General features: G+C 37.7%; 30 protein-coding genes. 1 reads left to right on the top strand and 29 read right to left on the bottom strand.

Going from position 1 to position 26,289, the window contains the following annotated elements; translation table 11 throughout:
* A partial coding sequence (locus K1F36_RS17080; RefSeq protein WP_220114878.1) for a site-specific integrase occupies positions 1-1,044 on the top strand: 1,044 nt, incomplete at its 5' end.
* A gap of 26 nt (positions 1,045-1,070) precedes the next feature.
* On the opposite strand, the gene K1F36_RS17075 is transcribed toward K1F36_RS17080, so the two are convergent.
* The 29 genes from K1F36_RS17075 to K1F36_RS16935 form a co-directional block, all read right to left on the bottom strand.
* On the bottom strand, positions 1,071-2,285 hold the full coding sequence (locus K1F36_RS17075) for an MFS transporter (protein ID WP_127137422.1): 1,215 nt from the start codon (positions 2,283-2,285) through the stop codon (positions 1,071-1,073).
* Positions 2,286-4,388, bottom strand: a complete 2,103-nt coding sequence (locus K1F36_RS17070) for a copper-translocating P-type ATPase (RefSeq protein WP_127137421.1) — start codon at positions 4,386-4,388, stop codon at positions 2,286-2,288. It lies immediately after the preceding gene.
* A gap of 18 nt (positions 4,389-4,406) precedes the next feature.
* Entirely contained in the window at positions 4,407-4,700 is a 294-nt protein-coding gene (locus tag K1F36_RS17065) for a hypothetical protein (RefSeq protein ID WP_009778877.1), read from the bottom strand.
* A gap of 6 nt (positions 4,701-4,706) precedes the next feature.
* The gene (locus K1F36_RS17060) at positions 4,707-5,351 is read right to left on the bottom strand and encodes a hypothetical protein (protein ID WP_127137420.1); all 645 of its coding nucleotides are present in this window, start codon (positions 5,349-5,351) and stop codon (positions 4,707-4,709) included.
* Entirely contained in the window at positions 5,348-6,241 is an 894-nt protein-coding gene (locus K1F36_RS17055) for a ribose-phosphate pyrophosphokinase (RefSeq protein WP_008616396.1), read from the bottom strand. Before K1F36_RS17055 ends, K1F36_RS17060 begins: the two co-directional genes overlap by 4 nt.
* A 10-nt stretch (positions 6,242-6,251) precedes the next feature.
* On the bottom strand, positions 6,252-7,754 hold the full coding sequence (locus K1F36_RS17050; protein WP_008616398.1) for a thymidine phosphorylase family protein: 1,503 nt from the start codon (positions 7,752-7,754) through the stop codon (positions 6,252-6,254).
* 28 nt (positions 7,755-7,782) lie between these two features.
* Positions 7,783-9,159: an MBL fold metallo-hydrolase RNA specificity domain-containing protein gene (locus tag K1F36_RS17045; protein WP_127137419.1), complete on the bottom strand. Its 1,377-nt coding sequence runs from the start codon at positions 9,157-9,159 to the stop codon at positions 7,783-7,785.
* Positions 9,160-9,173: 14 nt separating this feature from the next.
* Positions 9,174-9,428: a hypothetical protein gene (locus tag K1F36_RS17040; RefSeq protein ID WP_009778882.1), complete on the bottom strand. Its 255-nt coding sequence runs from the start codon at positions 9,426-9,428 to the stop codon at positions 9,174-9,176.
* A gap of 38 nt (positions 9,429-9,466) precedes the next feature.
* Positions 9,467-10,309, bottom strand: coding sequence for an ATP cone domain-containing protein (locus K1F36_RS17035; protein WP_127137418.1), 843 nt, complete (start codon positions 10,307-10,309; stop codon positions 9,467-9,469).
* Positions 10,306-11,142 (bottom strand): universal stress protein, encoded by an 837-nt coding sequence (locus K1F36_RS17030; protein WP_117159490.1) that lies wholly within the window; start codon positions 11,140-11,142, stop codon positions 10,306-10,308. The genes K1F36_RS17035 and K1F36_RS17030 overlap by 4 nt, the downstream gene beginning before the upstream one ends.
* 22 nt (positions 11,143-11,164) lie before the next feature.
* On the bottom strand, positions 11,165-11,938 hold the full coding sequence (locus K1F36_RS17025) for an SDR family oxidoreductase (RefSeq protein ID WP_009778885.1): 774 nt from the start codon (positions 11,936-11,938) through the stop codon (positions 11,165-11,167).
* A 42-nt stretch (positions 11,939-11,980) separates the two neighbouring features.
* Positions 11,981-12,970: a 2-hydroxyacid dehydrogenase gene (locus tag K1F36_RS17020; protein ID WP_009778886.1), complete on the bottom strand. Its 990-nt coding sequence runs from the start codon at positions 12,968-12,970 to the stop codon at positions 11,981-11,983.
* Between the two features lie 10 nt (positions 12,971-12,980).
* The gene (locus K1F36_RS17015; RefSeq protein WP_127137417.1) at positions 12,981-14,249 is read right to left on the bottom strand and encodes an MgtC/SapB family protein; all 1,269 of its coding nucleotides are present in this window, start codon (positions 14,247-14,249) and stop codon (positions 12,981-12,983) included.
* A 3-nt stretch (positions 14,250-14,252) separates the two neighbouring features.
* Entirely contained in the window at positions 14,253-15,224 is a 972-nt protein-coding gene (locus K1F36_RS17010; RefSeq protein ID WP_127137416.1) for an ATP-dependent 6-phosphofructokinase, read from the bottom strand.
* A gap of 2 nt (positions 15,225-15,226) precedes the next feature.
* Complete coding sequence (locus K1F36_RS17005; RefSeq protein WP_220114877.1) at positions 15,227-16,567, bottom strand: dicarboxylate/amino acid:cation symporter; 1,341 nt, start codon at positions 16,565-16,567, stop codon at positions 15,227-15,229.
* 8 nt (positions 16,568-16,575) lie between these two features.
* Positions 16,576-17,637, bottom strand: coding sequence for a class I fructose-bisphosphate aldolase (locus K1F36_RS17000; RefSeq protein WP_127137414.1), 1,062 nt, complete (start codon positions 17,635-17,637; stop codon positions 16,576-16,578).
* 11 nt (positions 17,638-17,648) lie between these two features.
* Complete coding sequence (locus K1F36_RS16995) at positions 17,649-18,662, bottom strand: type II glyceraldehyde-3-phosphate dehydrogenase (protein WP_127137413.1); 1,014 nt, start codon at positions 18,660-18,662, stop codon at positions 17,649-17,651.
* A gap of 19 nt (positions 18,663-18,681) precedes the next feature.
* Entirely contained in the window at positions 18,682-20,037 is a 1,356-nt protein-coding gene (locus K1F36_RS16990; protein ID WP_127137412.1) for an APC family permease, read from the bottom strand.
* Between the two features lie 7 nt (positions 20,038-20,044).
* Positions 20,045-21,400 (bottom strand): NAD(P)/FAD-dependent oxidoreductase, encoded by a 1,356-nt coding sequence (locus tag K1F36_RS16985; protein ID WP_127137411.1) that lies wholly within the window; start codon positions 21,398-21,400, stop codon positions 20,045-20,047.
* On the bottom strand, positions 21,397-21,858 hold the full coding sequence (locus K1F36_RS16980) for a universal stress protein (protein ID WP_127137410.1): 462 nt from the start codon (positions 21,856-21,858) through the stop codon (positions 21,397-21,399). The genes K1F36_RS16985 and K1F36_RS16980 overlap by 4 nt, the downstream gene beginning before the upstream one ends.
* Before the next feature lie 12 nt (positions 21,859-21,870).
* The gene (locus K1F36_RS16975; RefSeq protein ID WP_228122685.1) at positions 21,871-22,485 is read right to left on the bottom strand and encodes a lycopene cyclase domain-containing protein; all 615 of its coding nucleotides are present in this window, start codon (positions 22,483-22,485) and stop codon (positions 21,871-21,873) included.
* 114 nt (positions 22,486-22,599) lie between these two features.
* A complete protein-coding gene (locus tag K1F36_RS16970; protein WP_008616426.1) occupies positions 22,600-22,878 on the bottom strand; it encodes a DUF5676 family membrane protein in 279 nt (92 codons plus the stop codon).
* 17 nt (positions 22,879-22,895) lie between these two features.
* Entirely contained in the window at positions 22,896-23,114 is a 219-nt protein-coding gene (locus K1F36_RS16965) for an SHOCT domain-containing protein (RefSeq protein WP_127137409.1), read from the bottom strand.
* 22 nt (positions 23,115-23,136) lie between these two features.
* On the bottom strand, positions 23,137-23,355 hold the full coding sequence (locus tag K1F36_RS16960) for a heavy-metal-associated domain-containing protein (RefSeq protein ID WP_008616428.1): 219 nt from the start codon (positions 23,353-23,355) through the stop codon (positions 23,137-23,139).
* Between the two features lie 7 nt (positions 23,356-23,362).
* Positions 23,363-23,632, bottom strand: coding sequence for a hypothetical protein (locus K1F36_RS16955; protein WP_008616429.1), 270 nt, complete (start codon positions 23,630-23,632; stop codon positions 23,363-23,365).
* A gap of 24 nt (positions 23,633-23,656) precedes the next feature.
* Positions 23,657-24,136 carry a hypothetical protein gene (locus tag K1F36_RS16950; protein WP_008616430.1) on the bottom strand — a complete coding sequence of 160 codons (480 nt, stop codon included), beginning with the start codon at positions 24,134-24,136 and terminating at the stop codon, positions 23,657-23,659.
* Positions 24,137-24,301: 165 nt separating this feature from the next.
* The gene (locus tag K1F36_RS16945; RefSeq protein WP_008991348.1) at positions 24,302-24,901 is read right to left on the bottom strand and encodes a WG repeat-containing protein; all 600 of its coding nucleotides are present in this window, start codon (positions 24,899-24,901) and stop codon (positions 24,302-24,304) included.
* 69 nt (positions 24,902-24,970) lie between these two features.
* Positions 24,971-25,552 (bottom strand): helix-turn-helix domain-containing protein, encoded by a 582-nt coding sequence (locus K1F36_RS16940; protein ID WP_070237422.1) that lies wholly within the window; start codon positions 25,550-25,552, stop codon positions 24,971-24,973.
* A 169-nt stretch (positions 25,553-25,721) separates the two neighbouring features.
* The gene (locus K1F36_RS16935; RefSeq protein ID WP_040459986.1) at positions 25,722-26,144 is read right to left on the bottom strand and encodes an HYC_CC_PP family protein; all 423 of its coding nucleotides are present in this window, start codon (positions 26,142-26,144) and stop codon (positions 25,722-25,724) included.
* Positions 26,145-26,289 lie beyond the last annotated feature (145 nt).

Below are 26,289 nucleotides of genomic sequence, written 5' to 3'. Positions count from 1 at the left end.
CATAGGCAACTGTATTCCGAAGGTATGGTAATCACCTCCAACGCCATTAAACTGCGTTATCTCGGAGAGGATAGGACATTAAGGACTCTTGAAGATATTATCAAGTACCACCGTGACAAGGAAATGCCAAAACTTGAACCCGGCACTTCTAAGAATTATGGGGCAACGGAAACCTACCTAAAACGGTTCGTAAAGAAAAAGTTCAACTCACAGGACATCAGGCTGTCCTTCATCGATTATACCTTCGTTGTTGAATTTGAGAATTTCCTTAGAAATTGTACTCCGATCAATAAGGCTCAGCCACTGACCAACAATGGTATCATGAAGCACATGGAGCGGTTCAAGAAATTGGTGGGCATAGCCTTTAAGTTCAGGTGCATCCCCCAAAACCCCTTCAACCAGTACAACATGAAGTTTGAGGATTACGACAGTGATTTTCTGGAAGAGGCCGAAATTCAACGCTTGGCTTCTGTTGGAATCAGGGATAGCGGCAAGGGCATTGTAAAGGATATTTTTCTTTTTGCATGTTATACAGGTCTCAGCTATATTGAGGTCAAGCTCCTCAAACGGGGCGATATTGTAACGGGTATCGATGGGGAGGAGTGGATCAATGTCAAACGGAAAAAGACCAAGACCCCGGTGAGGGTTCCACTTCTATCCCAGGCCAAGGGGATATTGGATAAGTATTCGGATTTTCCCGATGTCAAAAATGGGCATACCCTTTTACCGGTCTATTCCAATCAAAAAGTAAACAAATACCTAAAGATTATTGCAAGCAATGCCGGAATCAAAAAGCACCTGACCTTTCATGTGGCCAGACACACTTTTGCGACCACTATTACCCTGATGAACAATGTCCCCTTGGAAACGGTATCCAAGCTATTGGGGCATACCAAACTTTCGACGACCCAAAAGTATGCAAGGGTAGTGGAGAAGAAGATAAGCAAGGATATGGCCCAGTTAAAATCTGTTCTGGAAACAAACGAAAAGAAAGAAGTTGTAAATGGCGGGCAGCCTTTGGCCAACCTACGGATCGTCAGATAAATTTAATAGCTTATGTGCTTATTTTCTTATGGTGGATTTTTGAAAAAGAATAAAAAACCAATAACAGCCAAGACAATGCTGCCAGCAATTATAAAAGGGTAGTAAAAACCACCTGCGAGTAACCAAGTCCCTAAAACAGGCCCTAGAATTTGACCAACGCTATTAGTAGAGCTCTGAATAGAAATGTTCCTGCCAGTATTTTGCTTTGATATTAATGAGACCGCAGAAAGTAAATTTGGGGTTACCATAGCACCTCCAGCAGCGAAAACAACGATTAACACATATACCAAGTATTCATTCTTAAAAAAGGGAAAGACAATTAAGGATAATCCAGATATAAACAACCCTAATGCAATTTGTTTCTTTGTGGATAAAAACTTCTCTCCGTAAGTAGCGAACAAAGGTTGTAAAACAGCCATTATTGAACCACATAGCATAAAACCAATACCTATTTGGTTACTGTTAAATCCTAATTCATCTTTCCCATATATTGAAAAGACAGTTTCAAACAGCGTTACTACAAATTGGATGACAAACGACAGACCCAGTAATACGACAAAATATTTGGTAAATGTGAATCGCAAGCTCGCTTTTTGTGTTGTGAACGTATGTACGCGAGTGGTGTTTTTTAACCATTTTGCTACTACAAATAAGACTATAAGTCCTAGAAGAGCGGCAAACAAAAAGGGTACTGAAAATCGGTCTAAATGCAGCAGACCTATCGTATATTTTAAATGAAGGTCAGTTTGAGACAGAAAGCCACCAATGACAGGGCCAAAAATAACACCAGAGCTAATGGCAACACCCGACCAACCCATTATTTTTGTTCTTCGTTTTTCAGAAGTAATGTCGCTCAAATATGCGTTGCTAACTGGAATAACTGATGACGTGAAAATACCACCAAAGATGCGAGCAACATATAGCATCGTCAATGATGTAGCAAGACCGGTAAGTAATTGCATAATTACAAAGCCGATTAGCCCAACAATGATAATGGGTTTACGGCCGTATTTATCGGATAGCCTGCCCCAGAGTACAACGAAAAGAAGCTGGAAGAGCGGATAAATACTGGTCAAAAAACCAATATGAAAGTTAATCGAATCAGTATCTAGGTTATCTCCTAAAGCTAATCTTTCGGTATAGTAGGGAAGGGTTGGCAATAAAATACCATAACCCAACATCACTACAAATAAACTCAACAGGATTAAAGATATCCTGTTGAGTTTTTCTTTTTTGTCCATTTATTTTTTACCGATTTTTCGCTTTAATAATTGCGCATTAATAGCTACTATAATAGTACTTAAGCTCATAAATACCGCACCAACCGCAGGACCTAAAACAAAACCTGAAGAATATAATACACCGGCTGCTAAAGGAATAGCCACGACATTATATCCTGTAGCCCAAATCAAATTCTGAATCATTTTATTGTAGGTGGCTTTCCCAAAGAGAATTAAATTGGCAATATCCTGTGGATTACTGTTGACCAGAATAATATCGGCAGTTTCAGCTGCTACATCTGTACCTGAGCCTACTGCAATTCCTACATCGGCTTTTGCGAGAGCGGGCGCATCATTAACACCATCACCCGTCATAGCTACAAAATCACCTTTGTTCTGTAACTCTTCTACAATTTCAACTTTTTGATGTGGCAATACCTCGGCGTAGTAACCATCCAATCCAAGTTTTTCACTCACAGCCTTAGCGGTTTTTTCATTATCGCCAGTTGCCATTAGAACTTTAATGTTATTCTTTTTAAATATTTTGATTGCCTCGGCAGATTCCGGTCTTATTTCATCAGCAAGCGCAATGTAACCTGCCAGTTTCCCATCAATTAATACAAACACGACAGTTTCAGCGGCATCACTATAAGCGTCTTTTGGGATGTCTATTTTTTCATCTCTTAAATAGCCAGGACTTACTACCTTAACTTCTTTGCCTTCAACATTTGCCTCTACACCCTTACCTGTAATTGCATTAAAGTTTTCAGGTTTTGGAATGGTTATGTTATCTTCTTTTACTTTTTTAATAATCCCAACAGCTATTGGATGTTCAGAACTTTGTTCCAATGCACTTGAAAGTCTTAAAATTTCCTCTGTTGAATAAGTCTCGTTAACAGACTCGATTCGAGTGACACCAAAATCACCTTTGGTTAGTGTTCCTGTTTTATCAAAAAGCAAAGCTGAAATTTTTCTGGACTCTTCAAACGCAGTTCTATTTCGAATAAGCAATCCATTTTGAGCAGATACTGCCGTAGAAATCGCAACCACCAATGGAATAGCAAGCCCTAATGCGTGTGGACAAGCAATAACCATAACGGTAACCATTCTTTCTAAAGCATAGACAAACGGAAAGCCTAAAATCAACCATACTGCTAATGTTCCAAAACCAATAGCCAAAGCGATATAGGTTAACCATTTTGCAGCCCTATCTGAAAGGTTTTGCATCTTGGATTTGGTTTTTTGTGCTTCTTCAACCATTTTGATAACCTTGTTGAGATAGCTATCCTTTCCAGTATGTTCAACTTTTACTTTTAAGGTACTATTGCCATTTACCGAACCACCAATAACCTTATCGTTTTCATCTTTTTTTACAGGTTTAGATTCACCTGTGAGCATAGATTCATTTAGGTAACTGGAACCGTCTACTATTATTCCGTCAGCCGGAACTTTTTCACCTGGTTTTACCAAAATCACATCATCCTTCAGTAAATCTTCGAGAGGGATGTCTTCTATGGTGTCGCCTTTTACCCTATGCGCTTCTGCAGGCATCATACTCACCAACAACTGTAAGGCTTTTGACGCACCTAACACACTTTTCATTTCTATCCAATGGCCAAGCAACATTATGGATATAAGTGTTGATAGTTCCCAGAAAAAGTCTTCACCTCTTAAACCAAAAACGGTAGCAGTACTATAAAAATATGCTACAGAAATTGCCATAGAAATCAAAGTCATCATTCCTGGTGCACCTTTTTTGACTTCAGACCAAAACCCTTTTAAAAATGGCCAACCACCATAAAAATATACAACAGTGGAAAGTGCAAAAAGGATATATGGATTTCCTGGAAGTAAAAATTCATAACCAAAAAATTCCTGAATCATTGGCGAGAAAAACAATATGGGAATGGTAAGCACAAGTGTTACCCAAAACCGTTTTCTAAAGTCTGCAATCATCATTTTATGATGGTCGTGACCCATTTGACCGTGTCCCGGATTGTGACCTGAATGGTCTCCATCTCCATGATTCATTTTAGAATGGTCTGCTTTTTTTTGTTTTTTCTTAGAGTGGTCCATTTTTGAATGGTCCATTTCTTCGTGATTGTGGTGTTCGTGATTTTCCATTATTGTCTTGTTTAAGTGTTATCGTAATTTTTTTCTCATTGCTTCCGATATGTTTTCGGCATAGACGCCATAAGCATCTACTAAAAGACCTTTAAGCTCTTTTTTGGAAGATATTGCATATAAAATGCTGTTATCATCGGTACTGCTCATTCCTTCAAAGCGATATATTTTATCCACTTTAAAATCTTCTGGTCGAATCTCAATTTTCAGGGAAGCACATTCCAGACATTCAGGTTTTAAGTTGAAATCATAAGGGTATTCGTTTGTCTGCAAATCGTTAATAGCTTCTGAAAGGGTGTTATAATTTTTCATTTATTTTTATTTATAAGTCATTGTAAAATAACTGTTGTCTTCTTCGGTAAATTTTTGAAAGGTCAATAGACCTTGTGCATTTAATTTCTCGTTAACAGTATAATTGAGTTGCTTAATGCGAATTCCCAAGGCATAGGCCTTAATGTTAATTTTTGAATTAATATTATTTTCGCTATTATTAAATTTTCGGTCGTAAATTTTTATGGTACTTTTTGAGCCAAAAAAATTCAACAAGCCCGAATCAAAACTCATTTCTAATTCTATATCTTCAAGATTGTCCAAATCATAGAGGTCTTTAAATTTTTTAGAGGTGGTATTAATTTCGGTCTCCTTTGATTTTGGGCTGGAAAACGGGAAAGCCATTACCATTATACTTGCTTCATCAGGCTTGCAACGATAAGTTGTGGTGTATTTATCGGTCGATTTTTTGTCTTCATCGAACAATTCCGTAACCACCTCAATTTCATAGTATCCATTTTTCTTTATTGTTTCACCAGCTTCAAAAGTTTGTTTGTTTAAAAAAGAGCCTTCTTCATCAAAATTTTCTCGAACAACAACTCTACCTGAAATCTGCCCAATAAGCATTTCAGTTTGTCCAGTCATTGTGATGCTGAATAAAGTGATTAGTACTATAAAGCCTTGTTTTTTCATATATGGTGCATTAATTTTTTTACCTCTTTTGCCATAATATCACTTAAATCTATTCCATTTGAAGAGTGTGGGATGGTATTACAAGTCACTATTTTTTCTACTCCGGAATCCAATAAATCTTGATAGGCATTTCCTGAAAAAACGGCGTGAATGCCTACACAAATAGGTGGTTTCATTCCTGCTTTTTTAAGATGTTGTACGGTTTCAATCATTGTTCGGGCTGTGGAAATAATATCATCTACCAAAATGGGTGTAGCATCTTTATATATATCCACATCGGGAACAGAGACTTCTACATCACGGTCACCGTGACGCACCTTTTGTAATACCGTAAATGGTGCTCCTGCATTTTTGGCGACTTCTGATACCCATTGTTCACTTTCAGAATCAGGTCCGATAAGTACCGGGTTTTCGATATTTTCTTTAATCCATTCTGAAATTGCGTCGGCAGCGTGAATCACTTTATTTGGAATTTGATACACTTCTCCCAACGAACTAATTCTGTGCAAGTGAGGGTCAACTGTGGTAATGCTATCGGCGAAACCAGAAATCAATTTTCCGAAGAAACCGGAAGTCACTCCTTCTCCTTCATTAAATACTTTGTCCTGCCGCATATACGCCAAATAGGGTGCTACCAAACAGGTACACATAGCTCCTAATGATTTGGCTGTGTGGCTTAAAAAATATAGTGACAACAGTTTTTCGTCCGGTTCGTGCAAGGTGCATACCAGTACCACACATTTATCTTTAACATCAGACAATATGCGCGTGTATGATTCCCCGTCAGGGAATTTCCTTAATGTGGCTTGACCCACTTCAGCATCCATTTTTGTAGCCATTAGTTCTGTGAGTTCTTCATTTCCGGGAAGACTGAATAATATTGTTTTCATAGTATGTTCTTTAATTTATAGTTATGATGTCGTTATGGTTGTTTTCATATTCCAAGGCATAATTAAGTTCACCTTTGGATTCAGCATATATGGTATAAAGCAGTTGGTTCTCTTCGATTTGTTCTCCCAAATGCACATTTAGAAGAATCCCTGCCGATTTAGATTGTGGTGCTCCAGAAAGCTTGGCCAGTTTTGCAATTTTACGGTTATCAATTCGTTGCAAAACGCCTGACTTTTCAGCTTTAATTTCAATTTTATAAGGTGCTAAAACTGGTTTTGAAAATTGACCTTGCGCCTTACAAATGGCTACGAATTTTTCATATGCTTTTCCAGATTTGAGAATTTTATGTGCGGTTTCCTGTCCCTTTCCTTTTTCTACTTTTCCAGAAAGTTCTAATAGTTCAGTAGCTAAAAGCAATGCTCTTTCTGTTAAGTCTTTAGGTGCATCTTCCTCATTTTTCAAAACTTTTAATATATCTATGGCTTCTAAAGTTGGACCGATACCCCTTCCAACAGGCTGCGTGCCATCCGTAACTACAACTTTTACATTCAACCCAACAGCAGTTCCAACGGTTTCCATATGATTTTTTAGTTTTTCTGCCATTTCGGTACTGCGAACCTTGGCGGTTTCTCCCACGGGAATATCAATGACCACGTGAGTAGAACCAGCTGCTGCCTTTTTAGAGAGTACTGAAGCGATGAGCTGACCTTCGCTATCAATATCCAAGGCTTTTTCAATTTTAATGAGCACATCATCGGCAGGACTTAACTGCGCTGTACCGCCCCAAACAAAACATCCGCCTTCTTTTTCTACTACGGTCTTTATTTCCTCGGAAGAGAGCGTAACATTGGTCAGTACTTCCATTGTATCTGCTGTGCCTGCTGGCGAAGTGATTGCCCGTGAGGATGTTTTTGGCATAGTAAGCCCATACGCGGCAACAATGGCAACTACCAATGGTGTTGTCCTATTGCCAGGCAATCCGCCAATACAATGTTTGTCGACCACGATATCCTTGTTCCAGTTCAGTTGCTTTCCGGAAGCAATCATTGCTTTCGTTAGGTCGGATATTTCATCAATATCCATTCGGTCGCCAGCACAGGCAGTAATAAATGCCGAAAGGTGGATGTTGGAATAATCGCCTTCCACGATATCGGTTATGATGTTGTTATAGGCCTTATAATCCAGTTTTTTGTTATAGATTTTTGCCCTGACGTGGCTTAAGGATTCAATAGGCTCTAAATGGGAAACATATAATGTATCGTTTGGGGAAACATTGAGTTTTTTCGCGGCAGCATCTGATAGTCCGATTTCATTAGGCAACAGAATATCAGAATTCAGGACATTAAGACTTGCTACGATTGATGTATTTGCATTGGATATTCTTATTCGGGTAAGTGCCTCAAACCCTTCTGAAATACAGACGTGGCAATCTTCGCGCATATACACTACATTTTCGTTTTGGGTATAGATTCCGAGATGTTTATATTTTAATATGTTTGAGTGTGTGTCCATATTTTATTGGTTGTTGTGATTTTTCGATTTATTCTATTTCTTCGATGGTGTATAATTGCGGAATTTCTGCATCCCACCCATAGGTTTCCTTGATGCCTTTTTGCAATGCTTCTGCACTCTCTTTTTCACCGTGTACAATGAAAATACGTTCGGGTTTGTTTTTTATCTTATCCATCCAGTCCATAAGTTCTGCGTGGTCTGCGTGTGCCGAAAGCCCTTCAATTTCTACTACTTGCATTTTAAACGGCACCCATTTTCCATATACTTTTAGTTCTTTTTCACCTTCCAATAATTTTCTGCCACGAGTGCCTTCAGCTTGATAGCCTACAAAAAGTAAGGTGTTATTTGGATTTTGTGCCTGTGTTTCAAGATAGTTTAGCATTCTTCCCCCTGTGAGCATTCCGCTTCCTGCAATCACGATTTTTGGTTTGTAATCTGTTCTTAATTCCATTGTTTCACGATAACTGCTAACAACTGTAAAGTGTGAGCACATTTCGTCACATTCGTTGTCTTCCAATCTGTGCCAATCCCGAGTTCTATGAAACAGTTCCAATACGTTGGCACCCATCGGGCTGTCCATAATCATTTGTACTCTGGGGATTTTCTTTTCTTTCAATAATTTCCAAAAGATGAGCATCATTAGCTGGGCACGTTCTACCGAAAAGCTTGGGACAAATAAGCTACCATCTCTGTTGATGGTATCATTTACTAATTTTTCAATATGTGGAAGTGCTTCTATTTCATCGGGATGAAACCTTCCACCATAAGTGGATTCAATGAAAAGCACATCCGCTTTTTTTGGTTTAAGGGGTGGATAGAGCAATAAATCATTGGTTCTACCAATGTCTCCTGAAAAGACAAAACGTTTTCCGTGCACATCCAACTCAATATAGGTTGCACCCAGAATATGTCCGTTGTATTGGAAGCGAGCCCTAATACCATCAAATAACGGAATCCATTGTGATTGTGGAATTCCTTTAAAGTGTGGGATAGTTTTTTCTACATCCTTTAAATCGTATAATGGTTCTGCGGGACTATGTTTGGAATAGCCTTCCTTATTGGCACGTTCGGCTTCTTGCTCCTGTATTTTTGCACTATCATTCAAAATGATTTTTGCAATGTCCAAAGTAGGATTCGTACCATAAATGGGACCATTGAAGCCTTGTTTTACCAATCTGGGTAAATAACCTGTATGGTCCATATGACCGTGGGTAAGCAAAACAGCATCAATATCACCTACATTAACAGGTGGGTACTCCCAGTTTTTAAGGCGTAATTCCTTTAACCCTTGGAAGAGGCCACAGTCTATAAGTATCTTTCTATCTCCTGTATCCACCAAATATTTTGAGCCAGTCACGGTGCCTGCCGCTCCCAAAAAGTGGATGTTTATTTTTTTGTTTTTCATCGTTATAGTATTTATTAATGTCCACCACAACAGGAAGGCGTATTTCCTTTGTCTTGGTTCGATTTGCTCAATTCCGCTATTTCGTTATATAGATTGCGGGAATCCTCTTTTATTACGAGTGCCAACTTCTTTACGGATTTAGGCTCGAAGTGTACCATACCCAATAATATTTCGAGGGCTTCTTCAAGTAGTTTAGAATCATCTTCCAATGCTTGGTAAAATGGCTCTAAATCTATACGGTTCTGTTCTTTCAGTTCTTCTGTTTTCATTTGTCCTATTTATTTAGATTAAAAATTTAAGTAGTGCTCTAATGAATTCCACATAATTCTCTTGAATCTTCGAGAACCTTTTTGTGTCTTGATTTTGGCACTCCTACTTGTTCTAAAATTTTTGGGGTTTCGTGAAGCTCTTTACAGAGTACGATGCCTTCATCTAATAATTTTGTTTTTTCAGCTTTAGTAAGTGTTGTTAAAGCGGTTAAGGGATGTAGCCCAGATTTATCTATTCTGTCCTTGAGACCATTTCCTCTTGGATAATCCCAACTGCTTAAAAGCATTCCAACACATTTCCCGTACTGAATGGCATCGGTTGTGAAACGCGTATTGGTGTACACAGCTCCTTTATGAAGTTTAGCCTCGTGACCTTTTTGGTGTTCCCATTGCTTTTCTACGTCCAAAAACCGTGAATGGATATATAATGGGATTTTTACATTACAAAATCTGCCTTGGTCGCTATGGTATTTGCATTCAATCATATAGTGTTTGTTTTCTTTTTGGGCGATAACATCAACTTCGTGCTGTACACAATTACCTTGAACAATAACTCCCACATTTGTGCTAAAGCCTTCCATCTCTAAAATCTTACCAACAAATTTTTCAAAAGGAAATCCTGATGGCCCTAATTCCATTATCGCTTTTTTTAGCTTGTATTTTGAGGCACTTACACGAGATTTACGCTTAAGCATTTTAAATGCCATCTGATAGATTTTTTTTGTGGTAATTCCATCATAGAGTTGACCTTCGACTTGTTCAACTATTTGCTGAATTAATTCTTCGCTCGCTTGTGAACGCCTTAAGGAATTGATAAGCTTATCTACATCAAAGGCTACCACATCACCTGAATACTTTACTATGTTGATTGGATTTTTCATTTTTTAATATGTATGGTCATTACAGGTAGAGAAGAATGGTTTGTAACACCTTCGGCAATACTTTTTGAAAATAGGCTCAAAAATCCCGTTTTTCCGTGGGTGCTCATTGCAATTAAATCTGCGGGCTGATGTTTTAAAAATGTATTGATGCCTGCCTCTACGGAAGACTCATTATGGACGCTCATTGAGAAGTTCTTCAGATTGGGGAATTTTTCAAGAAATTCCTTTACAGGATTTAAGCCAAGCTCTATGCTATTAAAGTCAGTTTCTGTGTTTACTCGTAACAAATGGATTTTAGCATCGCATTTTTTGGCTATTGACAAGATTTCTTGAAATGGATGCGTGACATCCTCTTCAAAAGAAGAAACAAATAGAATGTCCTTGAAGGGAAACGTTACATCCTCTTCTTTGACAACGATAATGGGTGCATTGGCTTTTCGAACTATTTTTTCAACATTACTACCCGTAATTTCTCTAATGACACCTTTGGTTCCACTGCTGCCGGTAACGATGAAATCGTGATGGAAATGACCAGAATGTTCTAAAATATCTTTCTGTCCCGAATCAAATTGAAGAAAAGTTCGACATTTAAGACCTTCGTGCTCAGCCTTTTTTTCCAGTTCCCGCAATTTTGATTTAACGACTCCAATTTCCTTTAAAGTTTCGGGATACCTTTTTTCTTTTTGTTTATCCAGTTTTACCCAATCAACAGGGGTAGTCATTTGATGTAAAAAGTGTATCTCTGCATCGTATAGTTTGGCTATTTCGATACCAAGATTTGCTGCTTTAGTGCAGTTTTTCGAGAAATCGGTAGGTACGAGTATGTTTTTCATAATTTTAGTTTTATTGTTTTTCTTATTGGGCGGTATAGCCACCATCGATAACCAGTTCGGAACCGGTCATAAATTTGGATTCATCAGAGGCCAGATATACAACTCCGTACCCTATATCGTCAGGTTCTCCCAAATGACCAATTGGATGTAAACTTTCCAATTGTTTTTTGCCTTCTTCTACGTCACCTTGAGCCTTGAGAAAATTCTCTACCATTGGGGTCCAGATATAAGCAGGATGGATAGAATTGATACGGATGCCATAGCCTTGTTTAGCACAATGTAGGGCGGCAGATTTAGTGAAAATGGTAACACCGCCTTTACTTGCGTTATACGCAGGTAAATTGGGGTCACCGATAAGTCCTTCAATGGAAGAGAAGTTAATGATGGAACCACCTTCATCTGTTTTCCTCATACCTTTTATACCATATTTGGTGCCTAAAAAAGTGCCATTTAGGTTTATATCTATAAGGTTTTTCCAATCTTCAAGGGTTACATCTTCAACTGTTCCTCCGAGCCCTATTCCAGCAGAATTTGCTAAAATGTGTAATTTCCCATAAGTTTCAAGGGTAGTTTCAATAACGTTTTTCCATTCATCTTCTTTGGCAACATCTTGTTTAATGAATATGGCCTCACCACCGTCTTCTTTTATTTGTTGAACTACTTTTTTACCACCTTCTTCGTCTATATCGGACACGACTATTTTTGCTCCTTCTCGTGCCAATAGTTTAGCACTTGATTTTCCCAAACCAGATGCTCCTCCTGTGACAATGGCTACTTTATTTTTTACTCGTTTCATAATTTTAAGATTTAAGTGTTACTACTATTTTTTGCTTCTTAATCAAGAAACTTCGTTTCCTGAAACTTTGCCTTTTTCAAAACAATCCAGATTATATATTGTGGTTTCAGCAATATTTGTCAATGCAGTTTCGGTTAAAAAGGCCTGATGACTGGTAATTAAAACATTATTAAAAGTCATTAAGCGTGCAATGACATCGTCTTGCAAAATGTCATCGGAATGGTCTTCAAAGAACAATCCTTCTTCTTCCTCATACACATCTATTCCGAAATACCCAATTTTTTTAGTTTTCAATCCTTCGATAACAGCTTTGGTATCGACCAATCCACCACGACTTGTATTGATAAGCATTACGCCTTGCTTCATTAATGAAATATGTTTTGCATCAATCAAGTGTTTCGTTGAAGACGTTAGTGGTACGTGTAAGCTTATGATATCGGACTGCTTACAAATAGTTTCACAATTGGTATAGATTACATTGTAAAACTTGATTAAATTTTCATCCTCAATGACATCCTGAACAAGTATTTTACAACCAAAACCGTGTAGTATTTTTACCAATACAGACCCAATTTTTCCAGTCCCGATAACGCCGACGGTTTTTCCATTGAGGTCGAAACCGGTAAGACCGTTCAATGAGAAATTCTGGTCACGAACCCTGTTGTGTGCTTTAATCAATTTTCGGTTTAATGCAAGTATGAGCGCCATTGTATGCTCTGCAATGGCATAAGGGGAATAGGCTGGAACACGTGCCACCTTCATATCCAGTTCAGCTGCTTTTGCTAAATCCACGTGATTGAATCCTGCTGAACGCAGAGCAATATATTTTATGCCAAAAGCATTGAATTTTTCAAGAATGTGTGCCGAGGCATCATCGCCCGTAAATAGACTTACTGCTTTAGAACCCGTTGCGAGAATAGCAGTTTCTTGAGTTAAACGACTCTCAAGCAGCTTTAATTGATGCTTGCCATCATTCGCTTTTACGAGATACGGCTCTTCAAACTTATGCGTGCTGAATACTGTTGTTTTCATTTCACTTTTTTTAATTTCCTAACTGTATTAAAATATATACTAACCCTACGATGACAACAGTTCCAAAAATTAGCATCACGAGTTTCCCGGTCTTTTTAGAACCTTTGAAATAGGTAATACCAAGTTTTACAATCATATTGCTTATGGTTGCTGTTATAATGACATTGGTGGCCAGCGTGAGTTTTTCTTCCAATGACCCAAATTTTGCCATACTAATAGTTATTGCATCCGTATCTGCCAATCCTGCAATTAGGGCTGAATAGTATAAACCGCTTTCGCCAAAAAATTGATTTCCATAAAAAACTGCAAACAGGATGACCACATAAATACCACCAAACCCAAGGGCGTTCCAAATATTGAGCGGATTACCCAGATTGATAGCTGTTTTTGTGACATCTGTATTCTTTTTGATGAATAAGAGTGCGCTTATCAAGCAGATAAGGGTAAGAATAGTAAATGGAATGACTAAATTTAAAAGTATGGCACTATTGAAAATATAGGCCAGAATCGCAAGTCTGGGAAACATAATTGCGGAAGCTATAATGATACCCGCAGCATATTCTTTTGAAAGTTCTGGCGATTCCTTACTTCGCGAAGCATATATCCAAGCTACTGCGGTACTTGAAATCAATCCGCCTAAAATAGCAGTGAGCAGAATACCACGTTTAGAACCTACATATTTTACAAGAAAGTAACCAATGAAATTCAGAAATGACACTATCACTATTATCGCTCCAATCTCAAAAGGGTTAAGTAATCCCTCTGGACCATAATCTTGATTTGGTAAGAAAGGCAAAATAAGAAGCGCAATAATTGAAAACTTAATAAAAGCAAAGAGCTCTTCAGAAGTAATATTCTTAATGAATGTATTAAAGGTCGTTTTCAATGATAACAGCGTAACCACGACTACTGCGGTCGCAACTGCTTCCTTATGCAAATGATTGGCAACCATAACACCCAAAATTAGCGTAGCGAACAAGGCCATATTGGTGGTAATACCAGTCATAATATGCTTTTGTACTATGGAAAGATGACTCAAAGACAGAAACAAAAGAAATGCTGCCGCAATGATAATGACCAACCAAGGTGTATAGGTTGGGGAAAGATTTCCCAATATAAAACCAATAATGGCAACAATTGGGAAGGTTCTTATACCTGCAAAGCCTTGTTCTTCCTTCAATTTATCATATTCACGTTCCAGCCCAAGAATAAGGCCAATGCCCAGACTGATGAGCAATCCAAGGATGAAAGGGTTGATATTTTTAAAGGCTTCTATCATTTCTTACTTTCCAAATAATTCTAAAAGTTCATACAATTCATTATCTACTTGATGTTGCTTGACCACCACTTCAAAAGGGGTTAGATGCAATTGATTATTTAAGACTCCTACCATTACATTTTTTTTACCTTGTAAAAGTGTTTTCACAGCCGCCACTCCAAGTCTAATGCCCAACATTCTATCCAAAGCAGAAGAATTTCCACCACGCTGTACGTGCCCAAGTTTTGTAATTCGTAAATCGACATTGGGGTTGACTTCCTTTATTTTTGAAGAAACAAGTTCGGCACCAATTTCGTCACCTTCAGAAACTACGATTAGAAAAGCATCCTCGCTATCGTAATTTTTCACCTTACCCAAAAGGTTAATAAAGTCCGTACCGCTCTCCGGAATTAATATGGCGTCCGCACCAACCATCAATCCAGAATGAATACCGATGTAACCCGAATCCCTTCCCATTACTTCAACAATGAACACACGGTTATGGGATTCGGCAGTATCCCTTATTTTATCAATATTTTCAATGGCTGTGTTAACTGCGGAATCAAAACCAAGGGTGTAATCCGTACCCGAAATATCGTTATCAATAGTTCCGGGAATCCCTATGAATGGGATATCGCATATCTCTGAAAAAGCAAGTAATCCTTTAAATGTACCATCACCACCAATGGCAATTAAAGCGTCTATTTTGTTTACATTTAGAGTTTGCAAGGCTTTTTTTCGACCTTCCAGTTCGAGAAAACGTTTGCTTCGGGCTGTCTTAAGGATAGTGCCACCCTTTTGGGTCAGTTTTTGTAATTCGTGTGATTTTAATTGAACCAAGTCACCGTCTATCAATCCTTCATATCCTTTTCGAAAGCCGCTTACGTTTATACCATTTACTTCAGCCGTTTTTGTAATGGCGTACAAGGCTGCATTCATCCCTGGACTATCACCTCCAGAGGTAAATACACCTATATGTTTTATAGTACTATCCATAGTTATAAAGCTTCTTTTTTAAGAATTTCAGTATTTTTTATACCATACAACCTATTAAAAACCATACAAGCTGTAAGGTCACCCGTTACGTTTACAGCAGTCCTGAACATTCCCAACAATCTTTCTACACCAATGATAATGATGATGCCTTCGGCTGGAATACCGACACTTCCCAAAACAGAAGCGAGTATCACCACACCACCTCCGGGAATGGCAGGTGTGCCGATTGAAGCAGCAACGATAGTTACAATGACCACAATAATATTGAGCAAACTCATTTCCAGTCCATAGGCTTGGGCTATAAAAAGGGTTGTTATCGTTTGATAGAGTGCAGTACCATCCATATTGACGGTTGCGCCAATGGGAATGATAAAATTGCTAATGGTCTTGTCCACCTTTAGTTTTTCTTCGGCTGTTTGAAGAGAAAGTGGCATCACAGCGGCAGAGCTTGTGGTTGAAAAAGCCAATAGCTGAACATCCCTTATTTTTTTCAGGAAATGCATAGGGTTTGATTTTCCAAGAAGCACAATTAGCCCTAAATAGAAAATCACTAAGAATAACAGACCGAGCAAGACGACACCCACATAGTAGGTGAGGCCAGATAGAGAACTCAAACCAACGCTAGAGGTGAGCTGCGCCATAAGTCCGAAAACAGCAATAGGCACTAGAAGCATTGACCATTTTACTACTGTCATACAGACTTCCTGAATGGCACTTAGAAGCAGCTTCACTGGGCGCAGTAAGGCATTTTCAAGTGATAGCACAGCTACACCAATAATGATTGTGAAAATTACAATGCTTAACATTTCACCACTTACCATAGATGCCAACGGGTTTTCGGGAAGTAAGTTTGAGATGGCATCAGGAATCGTTTCAATTCCGAAGGAAAGCTCTGGATTTTCCGTTGGAACAGCTGTAATTTCATTATGTTCAGCTAGAGCCTGTTGATGTAAAAAGCGACCAGGTCTAAAAAGTTGAGATAGTATGACACCCAAACTTACCGAAACTATCGTAGTACCTAGAAAATATAACAAAACCCCACCACCTAATTTTTTTAGATTGTCCTTATCATTACTTGCTATTCCAGTAATGATGGAAGCCACAATCAACGGAATCATAATCATTTGAACCAGTTTCAGAAACAGGACACCAGGCAATGCCAGCCAATTCCCCGCGATATCTGCTGTTTCTTTAGAAATCCATCCATTTTGTGGGCTCAATAGCAGACCAAATCCAACACCTAAAAACAAGGCAATGATTACTTTAAGCCATAGACGGCTTTCTACCAGTTTAAGGAGGTAGTGGTTAAGTGATTTTAATGATTTTATCTCTGTGTCAAACATTCTGTTGATTATGCTATATTAATTTTATTATCCAGATACACTTCCTGAACGGATTGTAATACTCTTACGCCTTCGCTAAAGGGTTTTTGAAATGCTTTTCTTCCCATTATCAGCCCAGAACCACCAGCCCTTTTATTGATAACGGCAGTTGTTACAGCTTCGGACAAATCTGATTTGCCTTTGGAACCACCACCTGAATTAATCAGCCCTATTTTACCCATATAGCAATTGGCTACTTGCAACCTGCAAAGGTCAATAGGGTGGTCTGTGGTAAGGGTTTTATACATTTCATCATCATATTTTCCAAATCCTATCTCTTTGAAACCAAAATTATTGGTAGGTAATTTTTGTTTGATGATGTCTGCCTGTATCGTTACTCCAATATGATTGGCTTGTCCGGTTACATCGGCCGATGCGTGATAATCTTCTTTATCGGTTTTAAAAGCTTCATTTCGTGTATAGCACCATAAAATGGTAGCCATACCAAGATTATGAGCTTCTTCAAAAGCCTCTGCTATTTCTTTGAGTTGTCTGTTACTTTCCGCTGAACCAAAATAAATCGTAGCTCCTACGGCAATTGCTCCCATATCCCAAGCGGTTTTTACCTTACCAAAGAGTGTTTGGTCATATTTGTTCGGGTAGGTAAGCAGTTCATTGTGGTTAATCTTAACGATAAAAGGGATTTTATGGGCATATTTTCGGGCATTCAAACCCAAAACCCCAAACGTGGAAGCCACCCCATTACAACCGGCCTCAAGGGCGAGTTTTATAATGTTCTCTGGGTCGAAATAATCTGGGTTTTTATAGAATGAAAAGGCCGCGCTATGCTCAATACCTTGGTCAACAGGAAGGATACTTAAATAACCAGTTCCTGCCAGATTTCCGTGATTGTATAATTGGGAAAGGCTACGAAGTACCTGTGAATTTCTGTTGCTATTGCCAAACACCTTGTCTATACTATTTGTGCTTGGTGTTTGTAACTCATCTTTTGTTATTTTTTCACAAACGTGTTCTAAATAGAAGTCTGCTTTTTCTCCTAAAAGTTCTACTATATTCTTGTCTGTTTTCATCTTGATAGTATTTAATGGATTCCTAAACTTTCATTTGTTTTGGCTATGGATTTTGTACCATCTGTTTCAATTCCAGTTAATGCCCTAATAGCATCAATTGTTTCCGGGATTACAATAGCTTGATTATCGACTATATAAGCATAGAAAAGTTCGTCGCCATCTACTTTCAGCATATCTTCCCAAAGAGCAACTTCATACATATCGCCCCAAGGTCTTCCCATATCCAGAAACATTTCCTTAATGGTGTTGTTAGAAACCAAGCCTTGGTCATACCGAATTAGTTTAATACGACTTGAAGTTTTGAAAGCATTTAGCACTTCTTCCTTTGTCGCCTGCTTTTTCAATTTCACATTCCAGTAGTGCATATGGCTCAATGTTTCGGGTACTTTTACCGCTGCGGTGATGACATCCAATTCTGGGTCAACACTTTTAGCATCTGGACCTTGATGGCTTGGGATATCTTTTTCGGGAACCATCGTATTCATAATACCACCTAAATGACTTTCCCAAGGGTCTGTAGCTCTTCTTAAAAGTGTACCTCTGGCATAATCCAATAAATCGGCTCTTTTTAAAGCGGTCAAGGTTCTTAAAATAGACGTAGTATTACACGAAACTACTCTTGTCGCATTCAAGTTTAGAGCGGATTTGTAATTATTTTCTGCACTAAAGGAATGCCCTGTGGTTTCGTGTTTTTCGCCACCGTGCAAAATAAACTTTATATTCTGTTCTTTATAAATCGCTACATTTTGAGCAGCAATCTTTTTAGGCGTACAGTCCACAACAAGGTCTGATTTCTTTAAAAGTTCCTGCATATTGCCTTTAACAGAAATCCCTTCAGATTTCATATTATCAGCTGCATCTTGAGTTGCTGCGTATATGTTGTAATTCTTTCTTACTGCATTTTGAATACGCCAATCGCTGATGATATCGCAAACACCTGAAAGCTTCATATCGTCTTGTAAGTTGATGGCATCGGCCACTCTTTTTCCAATGACTCCGTAACCTATAACTGCTACATTTTTCATATAAATTGTTTTTAATTAATTATGTTTTATTGTTTTTGTCACTTGTATTCTTCATTCCCATCGGCATATTACCTTCATCGTCTGTATGTGAAATCATAAAAAGGCGTTCCGCCACAAGTATTAGAACAATCCCAATTGCCGCGACAATAAGAACCAAAGGATCGTTCAGATATTTTATATAAATAAAGGCCGAGAGTACTGCAACATCCAGTATAATGGCAATCACGGGGATAATTGGTTTAAAATCCACTTCTTTTCTAAGATTGCGGAAAAGCCCCCAATGAATTGCGATATCCATAACGAGGTAAAATATAGCCCCAATGGATGCAATTCTTGTTAAATCAAACAGGATTGTCAATAAAATGGCAAGGGAAACGGTAAATATGAGTGCTGGATTTTTTAAGCTACCAAGTTTGGTTAAAGAAGGCACCTGTTTCATATTGCTGAGCATTGCCAACAAGCGTGAAGAGGAAAAGATACTGGCAATGACCCCAGAAACCGTGGCAATAATGGCAATGCCAATGGTAATCCAGGAACCCCATTCCCCAAAAACAGGTTTTGCGGCGGCTGCAAGGGCATAATCTTTAGCTTCGATTATTTCAGGAATGCTTAAACCTCCCGCAACAGCTAATGCCAAGGCTACATATATCAGTGTGCAGATAAGTATGGAAAACACGATAGACCTACCAAGATTTTTATGCGGGTTTTTAATATCGTCCCCTTGGTTCGTGATAGTGGTAAAGCCTTTATAAGCAAGGATAGATAACGCCAAAGCGGCCACAAATCCGAAGCCTTGTGGTAATGTCTCAGTATTTTTGGGAATATAGTTTCCCGTAATATCGGCAAAACCTGAAATTGCAAGGCCGGCAATAGCTAAAATTGCTATTCCCACTACCTTTATAATAGCGGTAAATGTCGCGGTGGCACCAATAACCTTATTGCCCAGGATGTTCACTATATAAGCAACAACAATTAGCCCAACACCCAGGGTAGAGGCATAACCTGCATAGGACTCGGGAAATAGTCTCAACGTATATGCTCCAAAAGTGCCCGCCACCAGACTTTCGGAAACTACCATTGATACGTACATCAGCAAAGAATAAAACCCTGTTGTTGTTCCAGGTCCATAGGATTTGTTAAGGAATTTAACCACACCTCCAGACGATGGAAAAGCATTTGAAAACTTGACATAGGAATATGAGCTAAAACCCACCACAACAGCACCTGCAATAAATGCAATGGGAAATAGATCACCCACCAACTCTGCTATTTGCCCCATAAGGACAAATATGCCAGCACCAATCATTACGCCTGTACCAAGAGATATGGAACCTAATAAGGAAAGCTTATTATTTTTATCTGTGGTGTTTTTCATTTCAAAATTATTTTTCCCTGTTTTTAATCGAAGATTTCGGTTTAAAGTTTCTAATAATCAGGCGGTTGCTCTTTTCATAAGTGAAATAACTTACCGCCCAATTAAAACCAACCATCAATCTATTTCTAAATCCACTTATGGACATCAAGTGAACAACGGACCACAGCAACCAGGCGAAATAGCCTGCAAATTTAAATTTGCCCAAATCGGCAACTGCCTTGCGTTTACCTACGGTTGCTAAGGAACCTTTATCTTTATATTTGAAAGGTTTTATGGATTTGTTATTTATGATATTTAATATCGAATCGCCCAGGTATTTACCTTGTTGAATAGCGGTCTGTGCTACTTGTGGATGTCCTTTTGGGGTTTCTTTGGAAATGAGTGCTGCGATATCACCTATGGCAAAAATATTTTCGTAGCCTTCTACTTTTAAATTGGCATTGGTTTTAATACGGTTGCCTCTGACTACGTGTTTTCCATCAATACCATTTGGGAATTGTCCTTTTACGCCAGCCGTCCAGATAAGGTTTTTAGCCAATATGGTCTTATCACTTTTGGTAGTGACTTCCTTTCCATCATAATTGCTTACAGCTTCATTTAATAATACCTTTACATTTAAATCCTCTAAATATTTGAGGGTTTTCGAAGATGCTTTATCAGACATTGTACTTAACAACTCATCAATGGCTTCTATTAAATAAATGTTCATAATGGAAGCAGGATACTCTGGATAATCTTTGGGTAGAATGTATTTACAGAATTCAGCCAATGCTCCTGCCATCTCTACACCGGCAGGACCACCACCTACAATTACAAAATTTGTTAGGGCATCCCGTTCATCATCATCACAGGTAATGGCAGCCTGTTCTAAATTTTGCAACATCATATGGCGAATGTTCAGGGAATCTCGGATATCCTTCATTCCCAAGCTGTTTTCTGCTACTTTATCCATCCCAAAAAAATTGGTGGTTGTACCTGAAGCAATTACCAGATAGTCATAGTGAACTTTTCCTTTAGAAGTTATTAATGTGTTTAATGAGGGCTGAATTTCTTCTACTTCGACCAAACGAAATACTACATTTTTGTAACCATTGAATTGTTTTCTAAATGGAAATACTATGCTATCAGGTTCCAACGCACTCGTTGCCACTTGATATAATAAAGGTTGAAATTGATGGAAGTTATTTTTATCGAGTAAAACCACTTGAACTTCTTTGTGTTTCAGTTTTTCAACCAATGCCAAACCTGCAAATCCTCCACCAACGATAACCACACGAGGTAATTTAGTATCTGGAAGACAGATTTCATCTGTTATCTTACAGGTGGATTCCAACGGAATGCTATGTGTTTGCTTTTCTTTCATTTTTTATTTCTATCTCTTGCAATGAGTACTGAACATTTGGCATTTGTGGTCAAATATTGGGATACAGAGCCCAATACTAAGCGTGAAAGTGCACCGTGACCCTGAGAGCCTACTACGATTAAATCTGCACCCCAATCTTCTGCTTTTTCATAAATAGTACTTTTGGGCAGGCCACTAACAACACTTGTGGTTATGGAAAGTGCCTTGTTTTCGGCCTTGATTTTATCGAAAGCTTCTGAAACGATTTTGTTTCCCAATTTTTGAGCGTTACTTCTAATTTCTTCTATGTAATTTCCTATCCTGCCGCCCATAGTATGCAATCCCAGGCCGGTTGTTTTCGGAACTTCATAAACATTTATAATATGAATTTCACTATTTGAGGATAGGGTCATTTTTATAAGTTCGTGAATGGCTACTTTACTGAAATCTGAACCATCTATGGCCAATAATATTTTCATAATTTGAATGTTTTAGTTGGTTGACATTTCTTTCGATTTTATAAGTTTTCTCCAATACAAGTGTTCATATAATCCAGACCAATACATACCAAAGGTGAAAGCGAACAGTAACTCTTCAATTGGGATTCCCAAAACAAGAATATGGGTCAGGTTGTCCAGATTCCAGTACAGCTCCACATATTGCGGATAAAACGGAAGGATGCTTCCGAAATAAATGAAGTACAGTATGGTAAACAAGATTCCTCCAACCCATATCTTTCCTTTTAAATCTGGGCGACAGTACAATGTTGCCAAACCACCAAAAAACATTGCAATGATGCCACAATAGATGTGGTTAAGCGTGGTGAAAAGACTAAATATGACGAATACAATGGCTGGAACAAAAAGTATATAAATATGTAGCTTATGTCTTTGGTGGCTCCGTTCGGTATGAGGCATATCTATATAGCCTTTTTTGAATATCAGATTATACAATACCGTCCCTATTCCGCCAATGGCAAAAGAGAAGATAAGGCTCTCAATATCAAAACCTGTTCTTTCCGCTAAATGGAATAAGGAAGGTGGCATCCAATATTCTGGTACAAATAATGGTTCTGTTAAACCAAAGGGCATCGTAATAAGGCTCATTTTGAGCATTTCTTTTCTATACCCCTTTTTTGACAAATAGATTATTGCCCAAAGAGCAAGAATTATAAGAGACCATATGAACCAGACATATTGCATAAATTTTATTTTACTCTCTTATTTTTTGACTTTTATTTGCGCATTATAAAAAGCCGCAATACAGGCACCTATTAGCCATCCTAAAATGAATATCTGTACTATTCCCAAACCAGCTTCCCATAGTGGCACATCCATCCTGATAATGCTTGTGGTATCTAAACCGTGCAATAGGCTGTTGAAAAAATCGATAGTGGCTTCTCGACCTGCTGTTGACATAACTATCATACAGCCTAAGTAAATTAGTGCCCCCGTAAGACCGAAAGCAAATCCGAGTTTTTTTACGTTTAATCGATACATAATTTTAAAGTTTTGAGTTAGTTGTCTGATTTTAATATCTTTTTTGATTCCTCAAATTCTTCCTTGGATATTTCGCCTTTTGCAAAGCGGTTTTTAAGAATATCCAGTGGGCTGTCCTTCTTTGTTTTTTGATAAGGGATATCTGCTGGGTTAAAGAATATCCAAGCCAATAAAATAATCCATATAATCCACCATATTAGGTGCATACCTCCAAAATGTCCTTCGTAAAAATGCATAATTTTTGGTTTTAAGTTGTTGTTAATTTAATTCTGTAATTGTATAACCATTGAGCCCATCAAGTTGCTTTTGTAATTCGGCAACAGAAAGTGCTTCATTCATCGTGATAAGTGCAGCACCTTTTGGTGCCAAAAAGATCTCTGCTTTTTCTATATTGGGATGTTCTTCTAAAGTCTTTTTTACTCTTGATACACATCCACCGCAGCTGATTCCGCTTATTTGAAATTTTTGTTTCATCATTTAGTATTTAATGGTGATGATGCCCTTTGTGTTCATCTTTTGGTTCTGTTTTTGAAACATCTTTACCGTGTTCGTTTTCTCTTTGTCTATTCTGTGAATGATTGTGCCCACCGTGGCGATGTGAACCGTGAGGCATAAATAAGTGACAAGCAAACATAAAGAGGATGAAGATGAATAGAGACGAACTGCTTCCTATACCTAATGATGGTGCAAAAAAGATAAACAGTAATGGTAATCCACAACCGATGACCATCCATATCCAGTGATTATTTTTCATTGTTGTTTATTTTAAAAGTTAAAATTAATGATGCTCGGTATGCTCACCTTTGGTTGGACTATCCATATCGTCCATCTTGTCCATACCCTGCATATCCATTCCTTTTTCGCCCATCATCTTTGAGCAGGATTCCATACAGTCTTCGCTCATCATCCCTTTTTCGTGCATCATTTTCATCATAGTGCCCATCATTTTGCCGTCATTCATCATTCCGTCCATCATTGAGTGCATCATTGTACTGTCTTTCATCATCATTTGCATTCCTTCTCCTTGCATCATTGAGCTCATCATTTTTTTGTTGCCCTGCATCATTTGCATTGCGTGTTGGTTGTCGTGCATACTTTCCATAAATTCGGTCATATAGTCGTGATTTTTGGAAATGGCATTAAAAACTTCTGTGCGAGTTTCAGGGTTTTCCATTAGTGCCTGAGTGTTTGTTTCTTGTTTGCAACTGTTTAAGCTTAAAAGCCCAACTGCCGATAAAACAATTAGTAGTGTTTTCATAATTTATTTTTTGAGTTAAACATTTATTTTAATTTTTATAAACCCATTCCCAACAATCTAAATGTTTATAGTTGAGGGAATGGATTATCAACTATTAATTCGCAGATTTTAAAAAGGTTATAATCTTTTTGAATTTCTTATATGTTATGTGTATTTTCAATATTATTAGATTTTTTTTATACGCCACTTCTTATTATTACCTTTAACTGCCACCAAATTTTCCGAAATCAATTTTGATGTGATGGCAGGTGGATTTTTATCATTCTTATCTTTTGGCGAGACGTGAATGGCCAATTGCGTTAAATGGTCAATGGTATTACCATTCTCATCTATAACAAGCTCAAAATAATGGTAGTTTACCACGTCTTTTTTGAAAATGTCATTATAGCCAATGGTTTCTTTTTCAACTTTTAACACCAAGGCTTTGCCATATTGAAAGTTGTTGGCATTGAGGAATTGTGGAGTGATGACAGTTTTTCCAGTTTTATCGATATAGCCATAATAGAGCACGCCATCTTTTTGGTTTGCAATCAGGCATTTTCCGTTACTGAATATAGGGTAGCTTGCATTGTCTGTTTTGGTTGCCACCAAATCATTTCGAAAATCAACGATTAAATTTCCTTCTGGGTCAATAAAACCCCATTCGTTCCCTTTTTTAATGGCAGCGACGCCATTGCTAAAAGGCGAGATGTAGTCTAAATTTTCAAAGGTTTGTGCAATTCCTATAAAGGGAATTAATACTAATGTGATAAGTAGTTTTTTCATTTTGTTTAATTTAATTTGATGAAATTAACCATTGCCTTAAGCTTTTGTCTGCATAACTTTCGTTGATATCTATATAATTTCATCATAGAAATTCCGTTTCCAATTTCCTGTGTTTTTGTAATCGGTCATACTCATTCCCACCACTTCCTTAAACTGTCTAGACAGGTGGTTGACACTACTGTAGTCCAATAAATATCCTATATCTGAAAAGGAATGTTGTTTAAGCTGAATGAGCTCTTTGACTTTTTCTATTTTTAATTTGATAAAGTACTTTTCAATGGTTGTCTGTTGATTTGCTGAAAACAATCTGCTCAATGTCTTGTAATCTTTATGAAGTCTTGAAGCCAATAGTTCAGATGTTTTTACCTTAATATGTAACGGTAGCTCTTGCAATTGTTCTATTAGAATAATCTTGATTCTTTCTGTGAGCATTTCTTCTTCATTCTGAACAATTTCAAAATTATTGGCGTGAAGTACACTTGTAACGGTATCGATAATTTCATTGTTCGTTTTTTTTTGTGCTTCTACCAGCAACCTTCCTAATTCCAAGGAAAGCACTGTAACTTCAAGTTCTTGTAATTCTTGTTTAATTACTTTTAAGCAGCGGTTACAGACCATATTCTTAATCCAAAATTCTTTTGGTTTGTTCATAGTATATAATGTATTGTCATTGAGTTTAGCTCAATGGTCTGATAGGTTTAGCCTAACAGGATTAATATTGTGTAGCGTTGTTGAGAATAGGGTACAACAAATGTTAGCCAGAAGTGAAATATTGGCTATAGAGGCAATGCAGATTAATTTTAACCTGCGAAGTAGAAAATCAAATTAAAAAGGACTCGTTGAGGATTACAAGGTCTGTGGATAGCAAAGGTGGCCTATAAGCCTTAAAAGAAACTGTGTTTTTCTCTAAACCTTCAAAAAGGTTGATATAAGAATAGACGAAGTTGTTTAAGAAAACTAAAGTTTCAATCTCTGAAATTGTATTGGCCTTCTTGAAGGTGTCATCTCCTTCTTTCAAGATGGTCTTATTATCGCAACAGTCTTTCTCTTGTATTGTAGTACATTGCTTGGAATTATTATCTTTTTTCTGTGCAGTCTCCATACAAGATTCTGCTTTACTAAAAAAAGCCAAATCCACCATTTTATTACAGCAAAAGTGCATATTTACCGTAAAGGATGTGGTGGAAAACAGTATAAAAACTGCTAAAAAGAAGGACAGTATTTTAGTAAAAAAAGATTTCACAAAAATTAATAAATTTTGATTAACATTAAAGGATTTTGGAAAATAAAATTCAACTGTTCAATTATTTTATTATCAGTTTTTTACAAAAAAACAACAAAATTAATCAGTACAAATATAATTCTAAAAGTTCAACAGAACTATGATT

The sequence above is a fragment of the Flagellimonas abyssi genome (assembly GCF_019457905.1).
Classification (GTDB): domain Bacteria; phylum Bacteroidota; class Bacteroidia; order Flavobacteriales; family Flavobacteriaceae; genus Flagellimonas; species Flagellimonas abyssi.
The sequence above is the reverse complement of the archived record's forward strand: the minus strand, read 5'-3'. Positions and strand labels throughout refer to the sequence as shown.